The organism is Paucibacter sp. JuS9, assembly GCF_044043925.2.
GTDB lineage: Bacteria > Pseudomonadota > Gammaproteobacteria > Burkholderiales > Burkholderiaceae_C > JAUASW01.
This window is the reverse complement of the sequence record NZ_CP194172.1, coordinates 4,843,048-4,864,495: the sequence shown is the minus strand read 5'-3', so window position 1 is coordinate 4,864,495 and position 21,448 is coordinate 4,843,048. Positions and strand designations below refer to the sequence as shown.

The 21,448-nt window shown below is 65.3% G+C and carries 24 protein-coding genes and 1 pseudogene; 6 read left to right on the top strand and 19 right to left on the bottom strand.

The window, feature by feature from the left end:
- Positions 1-62 precede the first annotated feature (62 nt).
- From ABT392_RS21725 to ABT392_RS21715, 3 genes are read left to right on the top strand one after another with little or no spacing between them, the layout of a single operon-like run.
- Positions 63-692: a LemA family protein gene (locus ABT392_RS21725; RefSeq protein ID WP_395386799.1), complete on the top strand. Its 630-nt coding sequence runs from the start codon at positions 63-65 to the stop codon at positions 690-692.
- 7 nt (positions 693-699) lie between these two features.
- Positions 700-1,611, top strand: coding sequence for a TPM domain-containing protein (locus ABT392_RS21720; protein WP_395384556.1), 912 nt, complete (start codon positions 700-702; stop codon positions 1,609-1,611).
- Positions 1,611-2,126 carry a TPM domain-containing protein gene (locus ABT392_RS21715; RefSeq protein ID WP_334277552.1) on the top strand — a complete coding sequence of 172 codons (516 nt, stop codon included), beginning with the start codon at positions 1,611-1,613 and terminating at the stop codon, positions 2,124-2,126. Before ABT392_RS21720 ends, ABT392_RS21715 begins: the two co-directional genes overlap by 1 nt.
- Here ABT392_RS21715 and ABT392_RS21710 read toward each other — a convergent pair.
- From ABT392_RS21710 to ABT392_RS21650, 13 genes and pseudogenes are all read right to left on the bottom strand, one after another.
- Positions 2,118-2,978: a D-hexose-6-phosphate mutarotase gene (locus ABT392_RS21710; protein WP_334277553.1), complete on the bottom strand. Its 861-nt coding sequence runs from the start codon at positions 2,976-2,978 to the stop codon at positions 2,118-2,120. The genes ABT392_RS21715 and ABT392_RS21710 overlap by 9 nt on opposite strands.
- 111 nt (positions 2,979-3,089) lie before the next feature.
- A complete protein-coding gene (locus ABT392_RS21705; RefSeq protein WP_334277554.1) occupies positions 3,090-3,503 on the bottom strand; it encodes a F0F1 ATP synthase subunit epsilon in 414 nt (137 codons plus the stop codon).
- Between the two features lie 72 nt (positions 3,504-3,575).
- The gene (gene atpD / locus ABT392_RS21700; RefSeq protein ID WP_334277555.1) at positions 3,576-4,988 is read right to left on the bottom strand and encodes a F0F1 ATP synthase subunit beta; all 1,413 of its coding nucleotides are present in this window, start codon (positions 4,986-4,988) and stop codon (positions 3,576-3,578) included.
- Positions 4,989-5,030: 42 nt separating this feature from the next.
- On the bottom strand, positions 5,031-5,903 hold the full coding sequence (atpG, locus tag ABT392_RS21695) for a F0F1 ATP synthase subunit gamma (protein ID WP_395384557.1): 873 nt from the start codon (positions 5,901-5,903) through the stop codon (positions 5,031-5,033).
- Between the two features lie 53 nt (positions 5,904-5,956).
- Positions 5,957-7,510 (bottom strand): F0F1 ATP synthase subunit alpha, encoded by a 1,554-nt coding sequence (gene atpA / locus ABT392_RS21690; RefSeq protein WP_395384559.1) that lies wholly within the window; start codon positions 7,508-7,510, stop codon positions 5,957-5,959.
- A 110-nt stretch (positions 7,511-7,620) separates the two neighbouring features.
- Positions 7,621-8,157: a F0F1 ATP synthase subunit delta gene (locus ABT392_RS21685; protein ID WP_395384560.1), complete on the bottom strand. Its 537-nt coding sequence runs from the start codon at positions 8,155-8,157 to the stop codon at positions 7,621-7,623.
- Between the two features lie 2 nt (positions 8,158-8,159).
- A complete protein-coding gene (locus tag ABT392_RS21680) occupies positions 8,160-8,630 on the bottom strand; it encodes a F0F1 ATP synthase subunit B (RefSeq protein ID WP_282827239.1) in 471 nt (156 codons plus the stop codon).
- A gap of 36 nt (positions 8,631-8,666) precedes the next feature.
- On the bottom strand, positions 8,667-8,936 hold the full coding sequence (gene atpE, locus ABT392_RS21675; RefSeq protein ID WP_282827241.1) for a F0F1 ATP synthase subunit C: 270 nt from the start codon (positions 8,934-8,936) through the stop codon (positions 8,667-8,669).
- A 57-nt stretch (positions 8,937-8,993) separates the two neighbouring features.
- Positions 8,994-9,872: a F0F1 ATP synthase subunit A gene (gene atpB, locus ABT392_RS21670; protein WP_334277559.1), complete on the bottom strand. Its 879-nt coding sequence runs from the start codon at positions 9,870-9,872 to the stop codon at positions 8,994-8,996.
- Positions 9,873-9,874: 2 nt separating this feature from the next.
- Positions 9,875-10,408: an ATP synthase subunit I gene (locus ABT392_RS21665; protein ID WP_334277560.1), complete on the bottom strand. Its 534-nt coding sequence runs from the start codon at positions 10,406-10,408 to the stop codon at positions 9,875-9,877.
- A gap of 129 nt (positions 10,409-10,537) precedes the next feature.
- The gene (locus tag ABT392_RS21660; protein WP_395384561.1) at positions 10,538-11,431 is read right to left on the bottom strand and encodes an SMP-30/gluconolactonase/LRE family protein; all 894 of its coding nucleotides are present in this window, start codon (positions 11,429-11,431) and stop codon (positions 10,538-10,540) included.
- Positions 11,432-11,475: 44 nt separating this feature from the next.
- A pseudogene (locus tag ABT392_RS21655) lies at positions 11,476-11,968 on the bottom strand (GNAT family N-acetyltransferase).
- On the bottom strand, positions 11,965-12,657 hold the full coding sequence (locus ABT392_RS21650; protein WP_334277563.1) for a cytochrome b/b6 domain-containing protein: 693 nt from the start codon (positions 12,655-12,657) through the stop codon (positions 11,965-11,967). Before ABT392_RS21650 ends, ABT392_RS21655 begins: the two are co-directional and overlap by 4 nt.
- Positions 12,658-12,785: 128 nt before the next feature.
- Between ABT392_RS21650 and ABT392_RS21645 the strand changes: the two genes are divergently transcribed.
- Positions 12,786-13,250, top strand: a complete 465-nt coding sequence (locus ABT392_RS21645; protein ID WP_334277564.1) for a c-type cytochrome — start codon at positions 12,786-12,788, stop codon at positions 13,248-13,250.
- A gap of 10 nt (positions 13,251-13,260) precedes the next feature.
- Here ABT392_RS21645 and ABT392_RS21640 read toward each other — a convergent pair whose 3' ends face one another.
- From ABT392_RS21640 to ABT392_RS21625, 4 genes are read right to left on the bottom strand one after another with little or no spacing between them, the layout of a single operon-like run.
- Positions 13,261-14,100, bottom strand: a complete 840-nt coding sequence (locus ABT392_RS21640) for a PhzF family phenazine biosynthesis protein (RefSeq protein WP_395384563.1) — start codon at positions 14,098-14,100, stop codon at positions 13,261-13,263.
- Positions 14,097-14,543 (bottom strand): GNAT family N-acetyltransferase, encoded by a 447-nt coding sequence (locus tag ABT392_RS21635; RefSeq protein WP_395384564.1) that lies wholly within the window; start codon positions 14,541-14,543, stop codon positions 14,097-14,099. Before ABT392_RS21635 ends, ABT392_RS21640 begins: the two co-directional genes overlap by 4 nt.
- 11 nt (positions 14,544-14,554) lie before the next feature.
- Entirely contained in the window at positions 14,555-15,766 is a 1,212-nt protein-coding gene (locus tag ABT392_RS21630) for an aminotransferase-like domain-containing protein (RefSeq protein WP_334277567.1), read from the bottom strand.
- 31 nt (positions 15,767-15,797) lie between these two features.
- Positions 15,798-16,514, bottom strand: a complete 717-nt coding sequence (locus tag ABT392_RS21625; protein ID WP_334277568.1) for an aspartate/glutamate racemase family protein — start codon at positions 16,512-16,514, stop codon at positions 15,798-15,800.
- A gap of 73 nt (positions 16,515-16,587) precedes the next feature.
- Between ABT392_RS21625 and ABT392_RS21620 the strand changes: the two genes are divergently transcribed.
- A complete protein-coding gene (locus tag ABT392_RS21620) occupies positions 16,588-18,021 on the top strand; it encodes an aminotransferase-like domain-containing protein (RefSeq protein WP_334277569.1) in 1,434 nt (477 codons plus the stop codon).
- 7 nt (positions 18,022-18,028) lie between these two features.
- Here the strand turns inward: ABT392_RS21620 and ABT392_RS21615 are convergent, their stop codons facing one another.
- Positions 18,029-18,805 carry a MipA/OmpV family protein gene (locus ABT392_RS21615; RefSeq protein ID WP_464970861.1) on the bottom strand — a complete coding sequence of 259 codons (777 nt, stop codon included), beginning with the start codon at positions 18,803-18,805 and terminating at the stop codon, positions 18,029-18,031.
- Positions 18,806-18,921: 116 nt separating this feature from the next.
- Between ABT392_RS21615 and ABT392_RS21610 the strand changes: the two genes are divergently transcribed.
- The gene (locus ABT392_RS21610; protein WP_334277571.1) at positions 18,922-19,557 is read left to right on the top strand and encodes a response regulator; all 636 of its coding nucleotides are present in this window, start codon (positions 18,922-18,924) and stop codon (positions 19,555-19,557) included.
- Between the two features lie 6 nt (positions 19,558-19,563).
- Here the strand turns inward: ABT392_RS21610 and ABT392_RS21605 are convergent, their stop codons facing one another.
- Positions 19,564-21,444 carry an ATP-binding cassette domain-containing protein gene (locus ABT392_RS21605; RefSeq protein ID WP_395384567.1) on the bottom strand — a complete coding sequence of 627 codons (1,881 nt, stop codon included), beginning with the start codon at positions 21,442-21,444 and terminating at the stop codon, positions 19,564-19,566.
- Positions 21,445-21,448 lie beyond the last annotated feature (4 nt).

The following is a 21,448-nucleotide window of genomic DNA, read 5'->3' as shown; positions in this document are numbered from 1 at the left end:
CTTGATGCAGGCCAGACCGGCACCATCTGCAGCGGCGTCCCTCACTGGAGAAACACATGACCATGACCCTGAAGCGCAGCCTCGGTGCCACCGTCCTGCTCGCAGCCACCCTGAGCCTCTCGGGCTGCGGCTACAACGAATTCCAGCGCCTGGACGAACAGACCACGGCGAGCTGGAGCGAGGTGCTGAGCCAGTACCAGCGCCGCGCCGACCTGATTCCCAACATCGTCAACACGGTCAAGGGCGAAGCCAATTTCGAGCAGGAAACGCTGACCAAGGTGGTCGAGGCCCGGGCCAAGGCCACCAGCATCAATGTGACGCCCGAGCTGGCCCGCGATCCGGAAGCGCTGAAGAAGTTCCAGGCCGCGCAGGGCGAGCTCTCGAGCGCCTTGTCACGCTTGCTTGTCGTGAGCGAGAACTACCCGAACCTGAAGGCCAACCAGGGCTTCCAGGATTTGCGCGTGCAGCTCGAAGGCACCGAGAACCGAATCACTGTGGCCCGCAACCGCTACATCAAGTCGGTGGCCGACTACAACGTGCACGCTCGCAGCTTCCCGAACAACCTGACCGCGATGATGTTCGGCTACCAGGTGAAGCCCAACTTCCAGGTGCAGAACGAAGCGGCCATCACGGCGGCCCCGACGGTCAGTTTCGACAAGCCTGCAGCGCCTGCCGCGCCCGCTTCCAAGTAGGCCCTTGATGCGCTGGCTGCTTGCCACCCTGCTGCTGGCCCTGGCACTGCCCGCCTGGGCGCAGGAGCTGCGCCCGGTGCCGGTGCTGACCGCCCGCGTGATCGACCAGACCGGCACCCTGGATGCACTGCAGGTCACCAGCCTGGAGAACAAGCTGGCGGCCTTCGAGCAGCAGGCCGGCCCGCAGATCGTCATCTTGATGCTGCCGGCCACCGCGCCGGAAGACATTGCCGCCTTCGCGCAGCGCGTGGGCGATGCCTGGAAGATCGGCCGGCGCGATGTTGGCGACGGCCTCTTGATCATCGTCGCCAAGAACGAGCGCAAGGTGCGCATCGAAGTGGCCAAGGGGCTGGAAGGCGCCGTGCCCGACCTGGCCGCGCGCCAGATCATCCAGAACGCGATCACGCCCGCTTTCAAGAAGGGCGACTACGCCGGCGGCCTGAACCAGGCGGTTGATCAATTGCAGGCACGGATCCGCGGCGAGGCGTTGCCGGCCCCGAGCAGGAAGTCGGGCCCGGCTGCTGCGACAGGCGGCAGCGACTTTGATTTCGAAACCCTGGCCATGCTGTTCTTCATCGGCGTGCCCATCGTCGGTGTAGTGCTGACTTCGATACTCGGCCGCAAGCTCGGCAGCCTGGGTACCAGCGTGGGTGTCGGCGGCGTCGGATGGCTGATCGCCAACAGCTGGTGGATTGCCGGCCTGGCAGCACTGCTGTCGCTGGTGCTGGTGGGCGTGCTGGGCATCGGCTCCTCGCGCCGCAGCATCGGCCGGCGCTATGGCGGTGGCAGCGACATGCCCATCATCTGGGGTGGCGGAGGCAGCTGGAGTGGCGGCGGAGGAAGCAGCAGCGATGGCGGTGGCTTCTCCTCTGGCGGTGGCGGCGACTTTGGTGGCGGTGGCGCCTCGGGAGATTGGTGATGGCCTGGTTCCGACGCCTGAAACGCCTGGTCAAGCATCGCAGTCTCGATGCCGGCGACTCGCGCCGCGTGCTCGGACCGCACGCCATGGAAGCGCTGCAACAGCGTATCCAGTCCTCGGAGCGGCTGCACAGCGGCGAGCTGCGTGTGGTCGTCGAGGCCGGCTTGCCGACCTCCTACCTGATGCGCGATGCCACGCCGCGCGAGCGGGCGGTGGCCCTGTTCGGCAAACTGCGCGTCTGGGACACGGAGAACAACAACGGCGTGCTGATCTATCTGCTGCTGGCCGAACACAGCATCGAACTGGTGGCCGACCGCGGCCTCATGAACAAGGTCGACAGCATGGTCTGGCAGCGCATGGTGGACCGCATGCGCGAACAGTTCCGAGCCGGCCTGTTTGAAGCCGGGCTGATTGAGGCGGTGGAGAGTGTCAGCGAGCTGCTGTTCCAGCACTTCCCGCTGGCGGCCGGCGAGGCCAACCGCAACGAACTTCCGGACGCGCCGGTCCTACTCTAGGACCAGGCTTTGCATGCCTGCCCAGCTTTCGCCGGGCTCTAGCCTGATCGGGCGGTCAATCGCTGCAGCCTCGATGCACAACATCCGCTGCCAATCTGAATCGGGCATGTCGGGCAGCTGGGCGCAAGCCTCGGCTCCCGGGTTCCAGATCACCGCATCGGCAAAGCCCTGCTGACGGATCGTGACGCGGCGACCCGGGCGGCCGACTGGCTCCTCAGTCAGGGTCAGGTCTTGCTCGACCTGGTGGTAGATGCGGTCCAGCGGAGGCTCGGGCAACAGGAGGTCGACGCGCTGGCGCTGCTCGCTGTTCTTGATCGAATCCCAGTAATGCAGACCCGAGAAGCCGCGCACGCTCGCGTCCAGCAGGCTGCCGAGGCCCAGGTAGGTGTGCAGCGCGGCGGTGAAGTCGAACGACTCCTCGCCGCGGTTCTCACAGGCCAGCTCGATCTCGAGGCTGCGGCCGGCGACGCGCACGCACAGCTCTGCCTCGAAGCGGTGCGGCCACACGAGGCGCGTGGCATCGTCGTCTTGCAGGCGGAGCACGGCCATGGCGTCGTCGCTGCCCACCTCGGCCGAGACCAGCTGCCAGGGCTTGGTGCGTGCAAAGCCGTGGCGCAAGCCGGTGCCGCGACCGGCGAACTGCGGAAAGATCACCGGCACACCGCCGCGCACCGCCTGGCCCGTGGCGTAGGCACTGCTGGGCGACAGATACAGCTGCTCGCCGGCGCCGGCCGGCGTCCACGACAGCAGGTGCGCGCCATGCAGGAGCAGCGTGGCCGCTGCGCCATCGGGCGCGCGCAGTTCCAGCGCTTCCAGGCCTTGGTGGCGGGTCAGGGGAATGGGTGTGGACATGGCGTAGAGCTTGGTAAAAACAACGCCCGCCTGACTCGCGTCGGCGGGCGTCTATCGTCGTCGGCATTGGCGGGGCTGTCGAGGCCGGCGCCTGTGCTGGTGACTGACCGATTACTTCTTGCGGAACTTGCGCAGCGCCGCGATCTGGGCGGCCATGGCGGCGAACTCGCTTTGCGCGGCGGCAAAGTCGATGTCGCTCTTGGCGTTCTTCATCGCTTCCTCGGCCATCTTCTTGGCCTCAAGGGCCTTGGCCTCGTCCAGGTCCTTGCCGCGGATGGCGGTGTCGGCCAGCACGGTCACGGTGCCCGGTTGCACTTCCAGGATGCCGCCAGCGACGAAGACGAACTCTTCGCTGCCGTCGGCCTTCTCGATGCGCACGGCGCCCGGCTTGATGCGGGTGATCAGCGGCGTGTGCTGGGGCAGGATGCCCAGCTCACCGCCTTCGCCCGGCAGCGCGACGAACTTGGCCTCGCCGGAGAAGATCTGCTCCTCGGCGGACACCACGTCAACATGAATGGTTGCCATGTTCAATCTTCCTTAGCGTAGTTGAGAGGGTTGTTCTTGGTACGGAGCGGTTGCCCGCTCCGTCGCCAACGATCAGCCCAACTTCTTCGCTTTCTCGATCGCTTCGTCGATGGTGCCGACCATGTAGAACGCTTGTTCCGGCATGTGGTCGCATTCGCCAGCCACGATCATCTTGAAGCCGCGGATGGTTTCCTTCAGCGGCACGTACTTGCCCGGCGAGCCGGTGAAGACTTCGGCCACGTGGAAAGGCTGCGACAGGAAGCGCTGGATCTTGCGGGCGCGAGCCACGGTCAGCTTGTCTTCCGGTGCCAGCTCGTCCATACCCAGGATCGCGATGATGTCGCGCAGTTCCTTGTAGCGCTGCAGGATGCCCTGCACCGCACGGGTCGTGCTGTAGTGCTCTTCGCCGATGACGTTCGGGTCGATCTGACGCGAAGTCGAGTCGAGCGGGTCGACCGCGGGGTAGATACCCAGCGAAGCGATGTCACGCGACAGCACGACGGTTGCGTCCAAGTGGGCGAAGGTCGTGGCAGGCGACGGGTCGGTCAAGTCATCCGCAGGGACGTAGACGGCCTGGATCGAGGTGATCGAGCCAATCTTGGTCGACGTGATGCGCTCTTGCAGACGGCCCATTTCCTCGGCCAGCGTCGGCTGGTAGCCCACGGCGGAAGGCATACGACCCAGCAGAGCGGACACTTCGGTACCGGCCAGCGTGTAGCGGTAGATGTTGTCCACGAAGAACAGCACGTCCTTGCCTTCGTCGCGGAACGACTCGGCGATGGTCAGGCCGGTCAGGGCCACGCGCAGACGGTTGCCCGGGGGCTCGTTCATCTGGCCGTAGACCATGGCGACCTTGGAGTCTTCGAGCTTCTCGAGGTTCACGACGCCCGAATCGGCCATCTCGTGATAGAAGTCGTTGCCCTCGCGGGTACGCTCGCCGACACCAGCGAACACCGACAGACCACTGTGGGCCTTGGCGATGTTGTTGATCAGCTCCATCATGTTCACGGTCTTGCCCACACCGGCACCACCGAACAGACCCACCTTGCCGCCCTTGGCGAACGGGCAGATCAGGTCGATCACCTTGATGCCGGTTTCCAGCAGCTCTTGCGACGGGCTCAGCTCGTCGTAGGCCGGTGCAGCGCGGTGGATCGAAGCGGTTTGCGCCTGGTCGACCGGACCACGTTCGTCGATGGGCGCGCCCAGCACGTCCATGATGCGACCCAGCGTGGCCTTGCCCACCGGTACCTTGATGTTCTCACCGGTGTTGTAGACCTGCGAACCGCGGCGCAGGCCGTCGGACGAACCCAGGGCGATGGTACGCACCACGCCGTCGCCCAGCTGTTGCTGGACTTCCAGGGTCAGGGCAGAGCCTTCCATCTTCAGCGCGTCATAAATCTTCGGCATCTGGTTGCGCGGAAATTCCACGTCCACCACGGCGCCGATGCACTGAACGATCTTGCCCACTTGTTGAGTGTTAGCCATTTTTTCGTTCCTTAATTCAAAACTATTAGCGTTCGATCGGGATCAGCCCACGGCGGCGGCGCCACTGACAATCTCGCTCAGCTCCTTGGTGATCGCGGCCTGGCGGGTCTTGTTGTAGACCAGCTTCAGCTCACCGATCAGGGTGCCGGCGTTGTCGGTGGCGGCCTTCATGGCCACCATGCGTGCCGATTGCTCGGACGCCATGTTTTCCGCGACAGCCTGGTAGACCAGGGCCTCGGTGTATCGGAGCAGCAATTCGTCGATGACGGTGTTGGCGTCCGGCTCGTAGATGTAGTCCCACGAGTGGCTGCCACCGGCCGTCTTCATGCCTTCGGTCGTCAGGGGCAAGAGCTGTTGCACCACCGGCTCCTGCTTCATCGTGTTGATGAAGCGGGTGTAGCAGAGGTACACAGCCGAGAGCTTGCCTTCGGCGTAAGCGTCGAGCAGAACCTTGACCGGGCCGATCATCTTCTCGATGTGCGGCTGGTCGCCCAGTTGCGTCACGTGAGAAACGACCTTGGCGCCGACGCGGTTCATGAAGGACAGGCCCTTGTTGCCGATGGCAACGACCTCGGCCTTCTGGCCGGCGGCTTCTAGTTCCTTCAGCTTGGCCGTCGTCGCGCGCAGCAGGTTGGTATTCAAACCACCGCACAGGCCCTTGTCCGTCGTTACCACCACGAAGCCGGCCGCCTTGGCCTGGTCATTGCTGACCAGGAAAGGGTGCTTGTACTCGGGGTTGGCCGTGGCGAGGTTGGCGGCGATGTTGCCGATCTTCTCGCTGTACGGACGAGCCGAGCGCATGCGCTCCTGGGCCTTGCGCATCTTCGAAGCCGCGACCATTTCCATGGCCTTGGTGATCTTCTTGGTGTTCTCGACCGACTTGATCTTGCCGCGAATTTCCTTGCTTGATGCCATGATTTCTCCTGTTAGGTCCGGGCCGCGCTTTGCATCACAGCCCGGTCATGTCATTAAGCGAAGGACTTCTTGAACGTCGTGATCGCGGCGTTCAGCTCGGCTTCAGCATCCTTGTCCATGGCCTTGTCGGCTTCCAGCTTGGCCAGCAGAGCGGCGTGGCTGGTCTTCAGGAACTGGTGCAGGCCGTGTTCGAACGCCAGAACCTTCTTCACGTCCAGGCTGTCCATGAAGCCCTTGTTCACCGCGTACAACGTGGCACCCATGAGGCTGATCGGCAGCGGCGAGTACTGGGCCTGCTTGAGCAGCTCGGTCACGCGGGCACCGCGGTCGAGTTGCTTGCGGGTCGACTCGTCCAGGTCGGAAGCGAACTGCGCGAACGCAGCCAGTTCACGATACTGGGCCAGGTCGGTACGGATACCGCCGGACAGCGACTTGATCAGCTTGGTCTGTGCAGCACCACCGACGCGCGACACCGAGATACCGGCGTTGATGGCGGGGCGGATGCCGGCATTGAACAGGCTGGTTTCCAGGAAGATCTGGCCGTCGGTGATCGAGATCACGTTGGTCGGAACGAAGGCGGACACGTCACCGGCCTGGGTTTCGATGATGGGCAGCGCGGTCAGCGAACCGGTCTTGCCCTTCACTTCACCCTTGGTAAACGCTTCGACGTAGTCGGCATTCACGCGAGCGGCACGCTCCAGCAGACGGCTGTGGAGATAGAACACGTCGCCAGGGAAAGCTTCGCGGCCCGGCGGGCGGCGCAGCAGCAGCGAGACCTGGCGGTAAGCCACGGCTTGCTTGGACAGGTCGTCATAGACGATCAGCGCGTCTTGGCCGCGGTCGCGGAAGTACTCGCCCATCGTGCAGCCCGAGTAGGCCGAGACGTACTGCATGGCAGCGGATTCGGACGCCGAAGCGGCCACGACGATGGTGTATTCCATCGCGCCGGCTTGTTCCAGGGCGCGCACCACGTTCTTGATCGACGAAGCCTTCTGGCCGATCGCAACGTAGACGCAGGTCATGTTCTGACCCTTCTGGTTGATGATGGCGTCGATGGCCACGGCGGTCTTGCCGGTCTGGCGGTCGCCAATGATCAGCTCGCGCTGGCCACGGCCGACGGGCACCATCGAGTCGATCGACTTCAGGCCGGTCTGCACCGGCTGGTCGACAGACTTACGCGCGATCACGCCCGGAGCGACCTTTTCGATCACGTCGGTCATCTTGGCGTTGATCGGACCCTTGCCGTCAATCGGCTGACCCAGCGCGTTGACGACGCGGCCGATCAGCTCGGGGCCGACCGGCACTTCCAGGATGCGACCCGTGCACTTCACGGTGTCGCCTTCGGAGATGTGCTCGTAGGCACCCAGAATCACGGCGCCGACGGAGTCGCGCTCGAGGTTCAGGGCCAGGCCGTAGGAAGGCTGACCAGAGGCGTCGGCCGGGAACTCCAGCATTTCGCCTTGCATCACGTCGGACAGACCGTGGATGCGGCAGATGCCGTCGGACACGGACACCACGGTGCCCTGGTTTCGGACGTCCGTCGAGGCACCAAGACCCTCGATGCGGGACTTGATGAGTTCGGAAATTTCAGCAGGATTCAGTTGCATTGCTTGCTCCCATCTGCTCGGTCCCGCGGCGCGCGCTGCTGTGTGCAGCGCGGCGCCTTGGTACTGAGGGGGTGATTCGGTCGATGTTCGTCGCGCGTGAGCCCAAGGGCTCAGGCGGTCAGTGCCACCTTCATGCGTTCCAGGCGGGCCTTGACCGAGGTGTCCAGCACCTCGTCGCCAACCACCACGCGGATGCCGCCGATCAGCGCGGGTTCGAGCGTCACATGAGCCTCGAGCTTGCGGCCGAAGCGCTTTTCCAGCGTGGCCACCACATCGCTCAGCTGGGCTGCTTCGATGGGGTAGGCGCTGAAGATTTGCGCATCGGCCACGCCCGCGGCCGCATTGGCCAGGACATGGAACTGCTCGACCACCGCCGGCAGCGCCGACAGGCGGCCGTTCTCGATCACTGCGCGCAGGAAGTTCTGCAGCTCCGGGGCCAGGGCTTCTTGCTTGGCCGCCGCGGTGGTGACCGCGAAGACCTGCTCGGCCGTGACCTTGGGGTTGTCGGCGAACTGGCGCAGCTCGGCATCCTGCGAGACCAGGGACAGCGCGTCGAGCGCTACGCCCCAGGCCTTCACATCGTGCTTCTTGGCGACCTGGTAGAGCGCTTCAGCGTACGGGCGGGCAATGGTTGCGAGCTCGGCCATGATTACAGCTCCGTCTTCAGACGGCCCAGCAATTCGGCATGCACGCTGGCATTGACCTCGCGCTGCAGGATCTGCTCGGCACCCTTGACGGCCAGCGCAGCAACCTGCTCGCGCAGGGCCTCACGGGCACGGGTGACTTGCTGGTCGGCCTCGGCCTTGGCATCAGCCACGATCTTGGCGCCGACTTCCTCTGCACGCTTCTTGGCTTCTTCCACGATGGCCGCTGCGCGCTTTTCAGCGTCGGACAGCAGCTGGGTGGTTTCACCACGGGCTTGCGCGCGTTGCTCGTCGGCCGCCTTGCTGGCGTTGGCCAGCTCGGACTTGGCCTTGTCCGCAGCGGCCAGGCCGTCGCGGATCTTGGCAGCGCGCTCGTCCAGTGCCTTGGTGATAGGCGGCCAGACGAAGCTCATCGTGAACCAGACCAGGATCGCGAAAACGATCGCCTGGAGGATCAGTGTTGCATTGATATTCACGGCTCAATCCTTTCGGTCGTGAAAGGGAAGCGGTGATTACTTCGGCAGGTTGGCCAGCAGCGTAGCGGCGAACGGGTTGGCGAAGGCGAACAGCAGAGCGATAGCAACGCCGATCAGGAAAGCAGCGTCGATCAGGCCGGCCAAGATGAACATCTTGGTTTGCAGTTCGTTCATCAGCTCAGGCTGGCGAGCCGACGATTCCAGGAACTTGCCACCCATCAGCGCGATGCCGATGGAAGCGCCGATAGCGCCCAGACCAACGATGATGCCGCAAGCCAGTGCCACGAGGCCGAGGATGTTTTCCATTTGAAGCTCCTAGAGAGATGAGAAAGAAAAGAAAGGAAGGGAAAGTAAAGCGGTCGATCAGTGCGCGTCGTGCGCCTGGCCGATATAGATCAGCGTCAGCATCATGAAGATGAAGGCTTGCAGCGTGATCACAAGAATGTGGAACAGGGTCCACACCGTACCGGCAACGAGATGGCCAATGGCCAGACCGAAACCGGAAGCCGACAGCGTGAACGCACCACCCATCAGTGCGATCAGCATGAACACCAGTTCGCCGGCAAACATGTTGCCGAACAGTCGCATGCCGTGCGAGACCGTCTTGGCGACGAACTCGATCAGCTGCATCAGGAAGTTGAAGGGCCACAGGGCCGGGTGGGCACCAAACGGTGCCGAGATCAGCTCGTGACCCCAGCCACCCAGGCCCTTGATCTTGATGTTGTAGAAGAAGCACATCAAGAGCACGCTCGTCGACAGACCCAGCGTGGTTGACAGGTCAGCGGTCGGGACGACACGCATGTAGGCGTGGTGCGGGTCATGGCCCATCGCGCCGTAGGCTTGGCCCCAGGCGGCGGGCAGCAGGTCGACCGGCAGCATGTCCATGCCGTTCATCAGGAAGATCCAGACAAAGACGGTGAGTGCCAGCGGCGAGACGAGCTTGCGGCTCGCTTCGTTGTGGATCACGCCCTTGGCCTGGTTCTCGACCATTTCAGAGAGGATTTCGACGGCGGCCTGGAAGCGGCCCGGCACGCCGGAGGTGGCCTTGCGAGCGGCACGCCACAGGATGAAGCAGCCCAGGAAACCCAGGACCACGGAGTAGATCAGGGAGTCGAGGTTGAACAGGCTGAAGTCGACGATGCTGACTTGCTTGACGTTCTCGAACGCGAAGTTCTTCTGGAAATGTTGCAGGTGGTGAGTGATGTACTCACCAGCACTGGGCGCGTGACCTTCAGCTGACATGTTCAGTTTCCGTCGCTAATGCTTTTGTTTCGGCCCCGCGTGAGCAGGACCAGCCAGTTAACTTTCAGGCAGCCCATCATGGTCAGCAGCATCGCCACCCAACTCAGATCAGCCACCTGCTTGGCCACCACCACCAGGATGGCGATGACCAGCAAAATCTTGACAAGCTCCCAGACCGCAAACGAAAGCACCGCAGCGCTTGCGTTCGTGACCTGACGCCGGGTCGTGCCCCATGCCATCAAGGCATTCGGCAGCACCACCGCGACGGCGCCATACAGCGCCGACCACGCTTTCACACTTCCTTCGGCGAACAACCACCACAGCGCGGTGAACACCACGCCCGCCGCAGCCTGTGCCGCGACCACCTTCCACGGTGACAACAAGGGGTTTTTCGCTCGCAGGGCCTGGGCTTCTTCTCGCGTCAGGACCTTGAAAGCTGCTTCGCCGCCCGCATCTCCGGACTTCTCGTCATCCCAGGTGCCTGCCTTGGCATTCCGCGCTGCAAGCACTTTGTCGCGCGTCTCAGTAGGGGTCACGATCGATCCGGGGGCTGTCGGCAAAACCCAAAGATTATATGTGGAAACCCGAAGTTTCCTGACAAACCCTGGGTGCCCGCCCCAAAAAGTGGCGAGGTCGGCGCACTCCAACAGTGCCGGAAGTCCCGTTCAGCGGCGCGCCAGGTTCGGCGGGCGGCCTGGCACTGCCGTTTGCAGCTTCAGGACGCAGCCCGCCCAGGGCTCGCGAGCCAGCTCTTCCTGCGGCCTGCCATCGCGCGCGCTTGTCACATAGAGCGTGCGCAGATCGGGGCCGCCGAAGGTCGGCATGGTCGGGCAGCGCACCGGCAGGCGAACCTCGCCCAGCAGCTCGCCCGTCGGCGCAAGACGCACCAGCCGGGCGCCCTCGTACATCGCCACCCAGAGGCAGCCTTCTGCGTCGATGGCGGCGCCATCGGGCCGGCCGCCGTATGCCTCCAGGGGCTGACCAGGGGCGCGCGGCTCGAAGCTGGCGAAGATGCGGCGATTCGCGATGCCGCCGGTGGCAAGGTCGAAATCAAAGGCGTAGATCTCATGCGCCTTGGTGTCGGTCCAGTACAGCGTGCACTGGTCGGGGCTCCAGGCCAGGCCGTTGGAATTGGTGATGCCGTCGGCCATGGCCGTGAACTGGCCGTCAGCCCAGCGGTAGAGCGCGGCCTGCGGCGCCCGGGCGTCATCGATCGTGCCGATCCAGAAGCGGCCGGCGGCGTCGGTCTTGCCGTCGTTGAATCGCTGCCTGGCCGGGTCGAAGGGTGGTGGAGCGATCTGCTGCTCCTCGCCGCTAGCGGTGTCAAGACACCAGAGACCATCGCGCCGTGCGACCAGCAAGCCGCCTCCAGTCAAGGCAATGCAGCCGGGCTCGGCGTCCATCTGCCATTGCTTCAGGCGCCCGTCTGCACCCAGGCGCAAGACCTGATGCGCGGCAATGTCCACGTAGTACAGCGCCTGTTCGGCCATGCTCCAGACTGGGGATTCGCCCAGGCGCGCGGGCGTCGGGCCCGCTTGCTCGATCTTGAATTCGCTCATGGTCGCGATGCTAGGGCCGAAACCCGCCGTAACCAGGGTTGGTGTCAGCCCAGCTCCACCTTCAGGTAGTGCGCGCCCGGGATCGGGTTGAAATAGAAGGGCGGCACCTCTTCGAACCCGAGGCTCTCGTACAGGCCGCGCGCCGCCTCCATATCGTCCAGCGTATCCAGCAGCATGTTTGAATAGCCGGCCTGCGCGGCCCGGTCTATCAGCGTCTGAGCCAGCGTGCGGCCGAGGCCAAAGCGGCGGAAGGCCGGGCGGACGAAGAGGCGCTTCATCTCGCAGGCGTTCGGATAGTCGGAATCCGGCAGGTTCTCGGAATGCCCCGCAACCCGCAGCCTGCCCGTCAACAAGCGCCAGCAGGAACAGGCCCGTCTCGCCGGCATAAGGTCCGGGCAGACTCGCCAGCTCCGCCTCGAAACCCTGGAAGCACAGGTCGACCTTCAGACTTTCGCTGTAGTCGATGAGCAGCCGCCTCACTTCATCCCAATGCTCCGTGCTCTCAGGCACGATCAACTCAACCAAAGGCTGGCTCATCCACCCCCCTCTCCGATCACCACCATCAGATACACCGCCGCCGCACAAGCCAGCAACAAGGTCAAGGCAAAGACGCGCGTGGCCAAGGTATCGCGCGAAGCCTGCGCACCGCACGACAGCTTCTTGTCACCACTGAGCATCGGCCCGATCAGATCGTGGCCATGGCCGAAGCGGTAGTACAGGATGGCTGCGATGTGCAGACCCGTCAGCGCGAAGATGCCCCATTGGCCCCAGCTCTTGTGATAGCCGGTCCAGGCCAGGCTCGCGTCGCCGGAGACGAAGCGAATCAAGGGGCCGGTGGTCGCTATCTCGTCGTCGGCAATCAGGCCCGAGCCGATCTGCAGCAGCAGCCAGGCCAGCATGGCCAGCACCGAGAGCCCACCCAGCGGGTTGTGGCCCACATCAAAGCGCTCGCCCGCGTTGGGCTTGCGGCGCAGGTAGCGAAAGATGGAAGCCGGGCTGTAGATGAAATGCGTGAAGCGCGACCAGCGACCGCCGACCAGGCCCCACAGGATCCGAAAAGCCACCAGTGCCAGCACGGCATAGCCCAGCCGCATGTGCCAGACCATGGCATTGCCGCCGACCTTGGCGCTCACGACCGAACCGAACACGCACAGCACCAGGGCCCAGTGGAACAGTCGTGTTGGCAGGTCCCAGACCCGCACTTCTTCGCGTTGACCTTCGGTCATGCCTTCTTGAAAACTGCAACAAGGCGGCAACGATACCGCAGCATGCCGAAGCTGCAAATTCCATACACTCGCCCGGCGCGGCCGACCGGTCGCAGCCCCTGCCAACCTTGCAGAATGAGGATCCAAGGATGAAGCGTCATTTGAAGATCGCCGCATGTGCAGCACTGCCGCTGTGCGTCGCCCTGTCCAGCCATGCCCAGCCGCAACCCCGCCCCGAACAGGCGATCAAGTACCGTCAGTCGGCGATGACATTGATGGGTGCACATTTCGGCCGCCTGAACGGCATGGCCCAGGGTCGCATTCCCTTCGACGCCACGGTTGCCGCCGACAACGCGCATCTGGTGGCCCTGCTGGCCAAGCTGCCCTTCAACTCCTTCGGCCCCGGCACCGACAAGGGCCTGCCCAACCGCGCCAAGCCCGAGGTCTGGAGCGAGGCCGGCAAGTTCAAGGAAGCCGTCGAAGCCTTCCAGGCCGAGGCATCCAAGCTCGACGCGGCTGGCAAGAGCGGTGACCTGGCCCAGATCAAGGCCGCCGTGGGCGCCGTCGGCAAGACCTGCAAGGCCTGCCACGACGCCTTCCAATCCGAGAGGTAAGGCCGCGCGCCTACAGCCGGACTTGTCCATGGATCAGCGGCGTCACATCGCCGCCGATCCAGGTCGCCTCGGCGTCGCGAGAGACATGCACGCGGCCGTCACGGCCGAGTGCCTGGCCCTGGCCGGCCACATAGCGGTCGGCGGCATGGCCGGCCTGCATCAGCCACAGGGCGAGGCCGGCGTTCAGGCTGCCGGTGACCGGGTCTTCAGGCACACCGATGTCCGGCACAAAGGCCCGCACCTCGAACTGCAGGTCAGAGCCGGCCGGATAGGCGCCGACGACGCCCAGCTTCAAGCCTTTCATTGCGACGAAGTCCGGCTTCAAGGTGAGCACGGCCTCGGCGCTCTTCAAGCGTGCGGCCATCCATGCCGGGCCGTTGTCAACCCAGACCAGGTCCAGCAGATCGGCCTCGGCAATGCCCAGCGAGCGCAAGGCTTGCGCTCGCAACTCGGGCTCGACAGGCCCAGAGCGACGCAGCGGCGGCGCGGCAAACGCCAGTCGCTGGCCCGTGCGCTTCACACGCACCAGGCCGATCTCGCATTGCTGCACCACCTCGCCGGGCTTCTTCGGATCGCCGCCGCTGGCCAGCCAGGCATGGGCCGAGCCCAGCGTCGGATGACCGGCAAAAGGCAGCTCACCGCCCGGCGTGAAGATGCGCACGCGGTAGTCGGCAGCAGCATCCGTGGGCGGCAGGAGAAACGTCGTCTCCGACAGATTGGTCCAGCGCGCAAATGCCGCCATCTCGGCCTCATTCAAACCACCACCATCGACCACGACGGCCAGCGCATTGCCCTTCAGCGCCTCGGCGGTGAACACATCGACCTGGACAAAACGGCGCAAGAGGCTCATGGCTTGGAGGCTTGTTGGAGATAGAGGCCGGGGCGCACGATTTCCATGCCGCGGTTGGGCGTGGCGAGCGGCTTGAAGCCATGGCGCTCGTAGAGCCCATGGGCATCGCGGGTGAACAGTGAGAAGCGGCGCAGGCCTTGCAGCTCGCGGGCCGCCATCACTTGACCGATCAGCCAGTCACCCAGGCCCTGGCCGCGCTGCGATTCATCGATGAAGACATCGCAGAGATAGGCAAATGTCGCCTGGTCGCTGATGACGCGGGCATAGCCCTGCAGGTGGCCCGTGGCATTGCGCAGGACGAAGTTGAGCGAGCCGCGCATGGCCCGCTCGAGCGTCTCGCGCGGTATGCCTTCGCACCAGTAGGCGCGGCTGAGGAAGGCGTGGATGGCGTCGAAATCCTCGGCCGTCCATTCGCGATCAACACGCCAGCCCTGCGCCTGCATCACGTCGCTCTTCAGGGCGTGGGCTCGTCGACGACGGCCATCGCTTCGCGCAAGACCTTGCCAAGGATGGCGATGCCGTCGGCGATCAGCTCGGGCGTCAAGGTGACGAAGGACAGGCGCATCGTGCGCGGGTCCGGCGACTGCGCATAGAACGCAGCGCCCGGCACAAAGGCGATGCCCGCCTCCACCGCCAGTGGCAGCAGCGCCATTGCGTCAAAGCCTTCCGGCAGACGGATCCAGAAGAACATGCCGCCCTTGGGGCTCTGCCATTCGCAGCCCTCGGGCAGGTGCTTGCGCAGACCCTCGGCCATCGCATCGCGGTTGGCCTTGTAGATCGCGCGGATCTTGGGCACATGCTGGTCGAGGAAACCGTTCTTCACCACCTCGTGCACCACGCGCTGGTTGAAGCCGGGCGTGTGCAGGTCGGCCGCCTGCTTGGCCTGCAGGAACTTCGGGTACAGCTCCTTGGGCGCGATCAGGAAGCCCAGGCGGAAGCCCGGCGTCAGCACCTTGGAGAAGGAGCCGAGATAGATCGTGCCTTCGGGCCACAGCGAGGCCAGCGCCGGCGGCGGGGCTTCGTCGAACCAGAGGTCACCATAGGGGTTGTCTTCAACCACCGGCACGCCAGCCGCCTTGGCTGCAGCCATCACGGCTTCGCGGCGCTCCAGGCTCATCACACGGCCGGTGGGGTTCTGGTAGTTGGGCAGGAGGTACGCAAAGCGCGTGCCGGGTGCATCATGTGCCAGGCGGCCGAAGGCCTCGGGGCGCACGCCGCCTTCGTCGGTTTCCAGGCTGGTGAAGTTCGGCTCATAGGGCGTGAAGGCCTGCAGCGCGCCGAGATAGGTGGGCGTTTCCACGGCCACCGGCACGCCCTGGTCGCACAGGATCTTGCCCACCAGGTCCAGGCCCTGCTGGGAGCCGCTCGTGATCAAGACCTGGTCCGGGCTGATGTTCATGCCCAGCGCCTTCACGCGCTCGGCCACCCATTCGCGCAGCGGCGCAAAGCCTTCGCTGGCGGCGTATTGCAGCGCCTCCTTGGCGTTCTTGCTGAGCACGGTGTCGCAGGCGGCCTTCAGGGCATCGACCGGGAAGGTGTCGCTCGACGGCAGGCCGCCCGCCATCGACAGCACGCCGGGCTTCTCGGTGACCTTGAGGATCTCGCGAATGATGGAAGGGTTCATGCGCGCGGCGCGGCGCGCTTGGGTCCAGACAGTGCTGCTCATGGGGGTCTCGGTTGCGGCTCTCAAAGAGCCTTCAGGAATTATCGGAGGTCAGCCAGTCGACGGCCGCCTGCGCATGCAGGGCGGTGCCATCGAAAAGCGGCAGGATGTCGCCATCGCGCTCGGTATCGAGCAGCAGGCAGAGTTCGGTGCAGCCAAGGATCACGCCTTGCGCGCCCACCTGCGCCAGCTCGGCGATGGCGCGGCGGTAGAACTGGTGCGAGGGCTCGCAGACCTTGCCCAGGCACAGCTCGTCATAGATCACGCGATGGACTTCAGCACGGGTCGCATCACCGGGAATGAGGATCTCGATGCCGTGGCGCTCGCGCATGCGCTCGCGGTAGAACGCGCCTTCCATGGTGTAACGCGTGGCCAGCAGGCCCGCGCGGCGCACGCCGGCCTGCTTCAAGGCTTCGGCCGTGGCATCGACGATGTGGATCAAGTGCAGGCCGCTGAGGCGCTCGACCTCGTCGGCCACCTTGTGCATGGTGTTCGCTGCGATCAGCAAGGCCTGCGCACCGGCAGCCCTCAGGCCAGCGCCCGCTTCGCCGAGGATGGCGCCGGCTTGGGCCCAGTCGTCACTGCGCTGCAGGGCCGCGATGGTTTCGAAGTCCACGCTGCGCATCACAAGATTGGCGCTGTGCAGGCCGCCCAGGCGCGCGGCCACGCCGCGGTTCAGCAATTGGTAGAGGTGGCTGGTCGACTCCCAGCTCATGCCGCCCAGGATGCCGAGCATGCGTTCAGCTTTCATCGCCCCAGTCTAGCCGCCTCGACCAGTACAGAACCAATACACTTGGCCAGACATCCTGCGGATCTGTATTGGCATGAACACCAGCACAAGCGCTCCACGCGACACCCTGACCCGCGGCTCCAGCGTGCCGCTGGCCCAGCAATTGGCGCAGCGATTCGCTGAGCGCATCCAGCAGCGCCTGCTCCTGCCCGGCGCCCGCCTGCCCTCGGTGCGTGATTGCGCGCAGCACCATGGCGTGAGCCCCTACACCGTGGTGGCGGCCTATGACCAGTTGCTCGCTGCGGGACTGCTGGAAGCGCGCAAGCAGCGCGGCTTCTTCGTGCGCGAGGCCGCGCCCAGGCCCAAGCCGGCCGCTCGTGCTGCGCCTGCTGCGGCAACGCCTGCGCACAAGCCCTTCGATGCCACGGCGCTGATACGCGGCATGTTCCAGGCCGAAGCAGCCACCTCGCCGGGTCTCGGCACCCTCCCCGCCGATTGGCTCGACCTGCCCATGTTGCAGAGCGCCTTGCGCAAGGTGGTGAGCCAGAGCGCCGACGCGCTGGCCCTGCAATACGGCGAGCCCGGCGGCGACGTGCGGCTGCGCGAGGTGTTAGCGCAGCGCCTCAATGCAGACCTCGGCATCGCAGCCACACCGGCGCAGGTGCTGACCACGGTGGGCGCGACCCATGCGCTGGACCTGATCACCCGCGGCCTCCTGCAGCCCGGCGATGCCGTGCTGGTGGACGATCCCGGCTGGGCGATCGAGTACGCGCGCCTGACTCAAGCCGGCATGCGCCTGCTGCCGGTGCCCCGCGGCGCGGACGGGCCCGATCTCGCGGCAATGGAGCGCCTGGTCGACGAGCACCGGCCGCGCATGTACGTGACCGTCTCGGTCTTGCACAACCCGACCGGCCAGACCCTGAGCCTGGCCGCAGCCCATCAGATCCTGAGACTGGCCGAGCGAGGCGACTTCCTCATCGTCGAGGACGACACCTATGCCTTCATGGCGCCCAACCATGCGCCGCGCTTGTCGGCGCTCGATGGCTTGAAGCGCACGCTCTATGTCTCCGGCTTCTCGAAAATCCTCACGCCCGCCTGGCGCGTGGGCTATCTGGCGGGCAGCACGGAGCGCATCGAGAAGCTGACCGACCTGAAGCTCCTGTCCACGCTCACCACCAGCCCCTTGCTGGAGCGGGCCGTGGCGCTGTGTCTGGAACAAGGGCAGTTGCGCCGGCATGCCGAGCGCGTCACGACCCGGCTGGACGCAGCGCGCCAGCGAGCTGTTCGACTGGCGCTGGAAGCCGGCTGCCAATTCATCACGCCACCGCAAGGTCTGTTCGGCTGGGTCGATGTGGGCGTGGATACCGAGCGCCTGGCCCAGCGCCTGCTCGACCTGGGCTGGCTGATAGCGCCCGGCCTCCTGTTCAGCGCGACGCGGCGCGCCGGCACGCTGATGCGCATCAACTTCGCCACGGCGCAGGACGCGCGTTTCTGGAAGCTCCTGCAGCAGCTGCGGCAGGAGCTCTAGGAGCCAGTCAATCGGCGGCTGACTGGTCCGAACGCCAGCCGCTCCAGGACAGGCCGATGCCAAAGCTCACACCGCTGTGCCGCTGCACCAGCGGGCTGGCGCGATTGGCGGCGCCGCCCAGGCTTTCCAGCCTCGTGAAGCCGAACACGCGCCAATCTTTTGCCAGGGCGCGTGAAACCGCGAGATTGGCGCGCCAGGCAATCAGGCCGGCGCGTGCCTCATAGGCGGGCCGTTCGACCGTCGCGTAGACGGGTGCCACACCGTAGAAGGTATCGGCCAGCCGCCGATTGCCCAGCAGCGCAGCCACGCTCCAGCTGCTCATCCAGGTTTCGCCCCGATGCTCCAGCTGCAAGGCCGGCTCCAGCGACCAGCCGCGCATCTTCATCGAGTCCGATGCGTCGAACACCGCGCGCAGCGGCAGGTCGGCACGCCAGCGCAGCGCGCCCTGCTCGGCCAGGTTCCAGCGCAGCTTGGGGCCGGCTTCCAGCAGCAACCCCAGGTCGGGCATGCCGCTGCGGGCCTGCACCTTTTCGGAGCTCGCGCCCAGCGCAGCGGCGAAGCCGAGATCCAGCTCGAACTCGGGCGTACGCACCGCCCGCAGGCCGACGCTGCCACGATCAGCACGCAAAAAGGGGCCGCGATAGATCAGCCAAGGCAGGACAAGCGTCTTTTGTGTGCGCTCACTGGCGCCTGGATAGGCATTCTGGCTGGCGCTGAATCCAAGCAGTCCCGCCTCCCACAGCGGTGGCCCACCGGCAGCCTTCACGCCGTTCGGCAGAAGCATCGCGGACAGCAGCGACATCGCGCAAAAAAATGATCGTGAAGGCGTCATTCGCTTGATCGGAAATTGGCAAGAGGCCGCTAGTATCACCGCCATCACCAATGGAAGTTCCCAGCTGCATGAGCGCCGCCAACCCGCTTCGATTCCTGATCGTCGACCCGCTGCCCGGTGTCCAGACCTTCGCCCGCCAGCTGCTGGAGAGCTACGGGTTTCCCGCCGACAGCATCCGCTGCTGCGGCGATATCGCCAGCGCGCTGCAGCAGGGGCTGGATTTCAAGCCCGACTTCCTGATCAGCGACAGCTTTCCCAAGGCCGAGATGGATGCCTTCGGCCTGCACCAGCACTTGCAGCAGGCGCACCCGGGCTGCCGACTGGCGCTCTTGAGCTTCGAGATCACGCCCGAGCTGGAGGCCCGCGCGGCACAGGCCGGTGCACGCTTTGTCTTGAAGAAGCCCTTCACTGCCGCCGACCTGCGCGACACCATGCGCAAGTCGCTGGACAGCATGGCCCAGGAACGGCCCGAGCTCCATGCCCGGATGATGCAGGTGATGAAAGCGCCGGCCGCGCCCAAGGCCGCGCCGCCCCGTCCCATCGTGCTGCCCCCCATGCAAGCGCCCTTGAAGCCTGGCGACAAGGTCAACCATGGCGGCAAGACCGCCACGATCGAATACGTGGTGATCCGCCATGGCGAGCTGGTGGTCCAGCTGCGCGGCCAGGGCAGCCTGGTTCCGGCCAGCCAGCTGAACAAGCTCTGAAGGGCCTCAACGAGCCTCGAGCGCCTCCCAGCGCTCCATCAGCGCCAGCAGCTCGCCGTCGATGGCGGCGGCACGCTCGGTCACTTCGGCGATGCGTGCAGCACCCTGGCTGTAGAGCTCGCTGCAATTGAGCAGGCCGTTCAGGACGGCTTGCTCGGCCTCAAGCGCCGCGATGCGCTGAGGCATCTCGTCCAGCTCGCGCTGCTCCTTGTAGCTGAGCTTGCGCTTGGGCGCAGCCGCCGCAACAGGGGCCGGAGCGGGTGCCGGAGCCGGCGCGGGGGCCGGTGCAGCGGCGGCCTGCTTGGCCTGCAAGGCAGCCGCACGCTTGCTCTGTATCAGCCAGTCCTGCACACCGCCTTCGTATTCGCGCCAACGGCCGTCAGCCTCGTTGACGATGGTCGAGGTGACAACGTTGTCCAGGAAGCGGCGGTCATGGCTGACCAGGAAGACCGTGCCGTCGTAGTCCGCCAGCAGCTCTTCCAGCAGCTCCAGGGTTTCGATGTCGAGGTCGTTGGTCGGTTCGTCCAGCACCAGCACATTGGCCGGGCGGGCGAACAGGCGCGCCAGCAAGAGGCGATTGCGCTCGCCGCCAGAGAGGCTGCGCACCGGTGAATTGGCGCGCGCCGGCGAGAACAGGAAGTCGCCCAGATAGCTCTTGACGTGCTTTTTCTGGCTGCCGATCTCGATCCACTCGCTGCCCGGGCTGATCGTGTCAGCCAAGGTCGCGTCCAGGTTCAAGGTGTCGCGCATCTGGTCGAAGTACGCCACCGTCAGGCGCGAGCCCTGGCGCACCGTGCCTGAGTCGGGCTGCAGCTCGCCGAGGATCATCTTCAAGAGTGTGGTCTTGCCGGCGCCGTTGGAACCCACCAGGCCGACCTTGTCGCCACGCAGTATGGTGGCGGTGAAGTCGCGCACGATGCAGCGGTCGCCGTAGCTCTTGCTGACGTTCTCCAGCTCGGCCACGATCTTGCCGCTGGCGCCGCCGGTGTCGATATCGAGCCTGACCTTGCCCTGCACATCACGGCGGGCCGCATGGGCCAGGCGCATGGCCTCCAGTCGCTGGATGCGCGCCACGCTTCGGGTGCGCCGGGCTTCGACGCCCTTGCGGATCCATACCTCTTCCTGCGCCAGCAGCTTGTCGAAGCGGGCGTTGAACAGTGCCTCGTTCTCCAGCTCATAGGCCTTGGCGGCCTGGAAGGCGGCGAAATTGCCCGGGTAGCCGCGCAACTGCCCGCGGTCCAGCTCGACGATACGGTTGGCCACGTTGTCCAGGAAGGCCCGGTCGTGGGTGATCAGCAGCAGCGAGCCCTTGAAGTCGTTCAAAAGGCCTTCCAGCCAGGTGATCGCGTCCAGGTCCAGGTGGTTGGTCGGCTCGTCAAGCAGCAGCACATCCGGCTGGGCCACCAGCGCGCGGCCGAGCGCCACCCGCTTCTTCAAGCCGCCGGACAGAGAGCCGACCACACGGTCCCCATCCAGGCCCAGGCGGTGCAGGGTTTCGTCGACCCGCTGTTCCCAGTTCCAGGCGCCGATGTGCTCGATGCGCTCCTGGACCCAGGCCAGGTCGTCGTTCTCGTCGTGGATCTCGTAGCGCTCGCGCAGGGCCTTGGCCTCGGCCACGCCTTCGCTGACCACCTCGAAGATGGTGGCTTCCGGTCGCAGCTCGGGCTCCTGCGGCACATAGACGCTGGTCAGGCCTTGCTGCAGTTGCAGGAGGCCGTCGTCCATCTTGTCGATACCGGCCAGGATCTTCAGCAGCGAGCTCTTGCCCGTACCGTTGCGGCCGATCAGGCCGACGCGTTCGCCGGTTTCCAGGGCGAAATTCGCACCGTCGAGCAGGGCCACATGGCCAAAGGCGAGATGGGCGTTGGAGATGGAAAGGACGGCCATATCA